The sequence below is a fragment of the Symbiopectobacterium sp. genome, assembly GCF_051710365.1.
In the GTDB taxonomy this organism is placed as follows: Bacteria; Pseudomonadota; Gammaproteobacteria; order Enterobacterales; family Enterobacteriaceae; genus Symbiopectobacterium.
In genome coordinates, this window is the sequence record NZ_JBPETA010000307.1 from 1 (window position 1) to 2344 (window position 2344).

Genomic DNA, 2344 nt, shown 5'->3' on the forward strand with positions numbered 1-2344 from the left:
TCAGTATTGGTGACAGACCACCACAAGTATCCAACCTCAATTCTGTTCACAAGACCATCGTTGATGTTCTCGGCGAGCGATACCGTCGAATTTATTCTTAAAGTAGGTGCGGAATGACGGATGTACACATTAGGTAGAATTTTTTGCATCTCTCATCCTCTCTCGTTAGCTATCCCAACCGCCGTCATGTTCGTTAGCCTCGGGCTGGCTACTTACTCTCAGGCAATCGGCGGGTAACTCGAGGTCTTGCCTGCCGGGGTATTGCCGTTGCGGGTTGGTGTTCCACCGTCTGCTTGTAGCTGTCTGGTGGGTTGATGGAAATTATATTGAACTAAAAGTACTAAATAAGCAAGCGCAAAAGTACATTTATTTTTTGCTTACTAGAAAAATAATATGTTATTGATATAAAAGAAATTTGATTTTTTCACTATCAAGGTGGGTAACAACTTTGGGTTAATCAAGAGGAGTGAAAAGCTGTAACCTACTGGTAAACATCAAAATAATGAATGTTCCGGTAAATAGGATGCGTTTATATAAACCGTAATATAGCTACAGGAATACTAAGTCACGACCGATTTTTATGATGCTTTATAGTTGGTATCCCTAAGTCGTTCTTCAAAGTATGCATCATAATGTGCTTTCATAGCCTTCATTTCTGCCATGAAACGATCTCGTTTATCTTTGGGGAGCGCCTCGAAAGTGCGGATCAGTTCATCTTGTTCCGGGGTAAGGTAATGAGTATGCTGCTTTGACTGCTCAGATTTTACACTGTTATTCCCATGTTGGAGCCATATAGCATCGACCTGCAAAAGGTTTGCAAGCTTATTAAGTTTGTCCTGACGCGGGATAGACTCCGCATTCAGCCATTTACTCACAGCTTTAGATGTTACTCCCAAAGCTCGGGCTATAAACTGCCCTCTACCATGAGTTTCTAATCCGACATCCTTACAGGCCTGCGCAAGCCGATGTGAGAATTCTACACGCAATTTTTCATTTTGAACCATAAGTTCTATATTAAATCGCTTGAAAAAACTTTCAGTTCAATTAATGTGTGTACTTAAAGTACGAAAGGAACTGACTATGAACTCCTTGGAATCAATCATCAAAACGGTTGGCATTCCCGAAGTTGCCATGGCTTGTGGAGTCAGCGAGCGAGCTGTATACAAGTGGCTCAAAAATGGTTTTTTACCCAAAACTGAGTTTTTCGGGAAAACAAATTATGCCGAAACGATAGAGATCATTTCTGGAGGAAGATACCAAGCACAATCGCTTCTAACTATCAGTAAGCAAAGGCTATTATTAGCTTAATCATCAATTTACTGAACGAATCACTCTAACCTGAACGAATCACTCTAACCAGCAGCACCGCTCTTTACAACGGACAGTCGTCCTACGGAAGCCACCGACAACGTGGCGAACTCAACATCCCACAGTAACACACTCACTGTGACTGCCTCACGGCTTCGTCACGTCTGTTGATTGCCAAAACACAGGTGCCGTGTTTCTACACGCGCATCCGATAACCTATTTTTTTCAACAAGGAAAGTATCACACATGAACCCTGCAACACAAAGCAAGAAAGCCGCTCACATCGAGTCGGCATTACTCAACAAGTTAGCCCTGATGGGACAGAAAGCCTTTGCCGCCGCCATGAACGTACCGGAGTACCAGGTCAGTCGCTGGAAGAACGGTCTGTTTCGACAGGTCAGCATGATGTTAGCCGTGCTGAACTACGGTATTGCCGATGATGAAATGGCTGAGTTAGCCAAACGGCTGGCGGGGTATCTGACCAAAGAAAAAGCCGGTCAGTGGGGAAGCACTTTTCCGGCTTAGAAATGCAACAACAAATTGATTTCAGGAGAGATTATGGCACGAAACAGCCGGAATTTCAAGCAGAGAGAGGAACGGGCGCACCCAGATTCACCTGATGGATTAGTTGTTGCTGCCGTCAATAACAAGCCGTTCGCTGAGCGGCTCATCAATGTTTTCAGACTGGCTAAATCGAGGGTGAAAAAAGATGGTCGCACCTAATCTAAAACTGGTTCATTCATCACAAGAGGTTACGGAGCATCGTGTGGCGGATCTCGAAGATGGTTACGCTAAGCTGGCAAACATGCTTCTTGAAGAATACGCCGGGGCAGACCTAACAAAGCGTCAGTTCAAGGTGCTTCTGGCAGTTCTGAGGCTCACTTATGGATGGAATAAAACCATGGACAGGATAAGCGACTCGCAGATATCAGCAATCGCCAGATTGCCTGTTAAGCGCTGCAATGAGGCAAAGTTAGAGCTTGTCAGAATGGGGCTTCTCAAGCAGCAGGGTAACCGGTTTGGGCCAAATAAAAAC

The 2344-nt window shown here is 44.6% G+C and carries 4 protein-coding genes and 1 pseudogene; 4 read left to right on the forward strand and 1 reads right to left on the reverse strand.

All coding sequences use genetic code 11. From position 1 onward, the window contains the following. Positions 1–770 precede the first annotated feature (770 nt). Positions 771–1004, reverse strand: a pseudogene (locus tag ACTBDZ_RS17090) (helix-turn-helix domain-containing protein); the annotation flags it as partial. Between the two features lie 76 nt (positions 1005–1080). Here ACTBDZ_RS17090 and ACTBDZ_RS17095 point away from each other — a divergent pair. The 4 genes from ACTBDZ_RS17095 to ACTBDZ_RS17110 form a co-directional block, all read left to right on the forward strand. After that, positions 1081–1308, forward strand: coding sequence for a helix-turn-helix transcriptional regulator (locus ACTBDZ_RS17095; protein ID WP_438816180.1), 228 nt, complete (start codon positions 1081–1083; stop codon positions 1306–1308). Between the two features lie 246 nt (positions 1309–1554). After that, complete coding sequence (locus tag ACTBDZ_RS17100) at positions 1555–1833, forward strand: CII family transcriptional regulator (RefSeq protein WP_438816181.1); 279 nt, start codon at positions 1555–1557, stop codon at positions 1831–1833. Between the two features lie 33 nt (positions 1834–1866). Then, on the forward strand, positions 1867–2031 hold the full coding sequence (locus tag ACTBDZ_RS17105; protein ID WP_438816027.1) for a hypothetical protein: 165 nt from the start codon (positions 1867–1869) through the stop codon (positions 2029–2031). Beyond that, a partial coding sequence (locus ACTBDZ_RS17110) for a replication protein (protein ID WP_438816182.1) occupies positions 2018–2344 on the forward strand: 327 nt, incomplete at its 3' end. The genes ACTBDZ_RS17105 and ACTBDZ_RS17110, both read left to right, overlap by 14 nt.

Excerpts from the sequence above, each read along its gene's own strand:
- ACTBDZ_RS17095 (WP_438816180.1), top strand. The coding sequence starts at position 1,081 with ATGAACTCCTTGGAATCAATCATCAAAACGGTTGGCATTCCCGAAGTT.
- ACTBDZ_RS17105 (WP_438816027.1), top strand. The coding sequence starts at position 1,867 with ATGGCACGAAACAGCCGGAATTTCAAGCAGAGAGAGGAACGGGCGCAC.
- ACTBDZ_RS17100 (WP_438816181.1), top strand. The coding sequence starts at position 1,555 with ATGAACCCTGCAACACAAAGCAAGAAAGCCGCTCACATCGAGTCGGCA.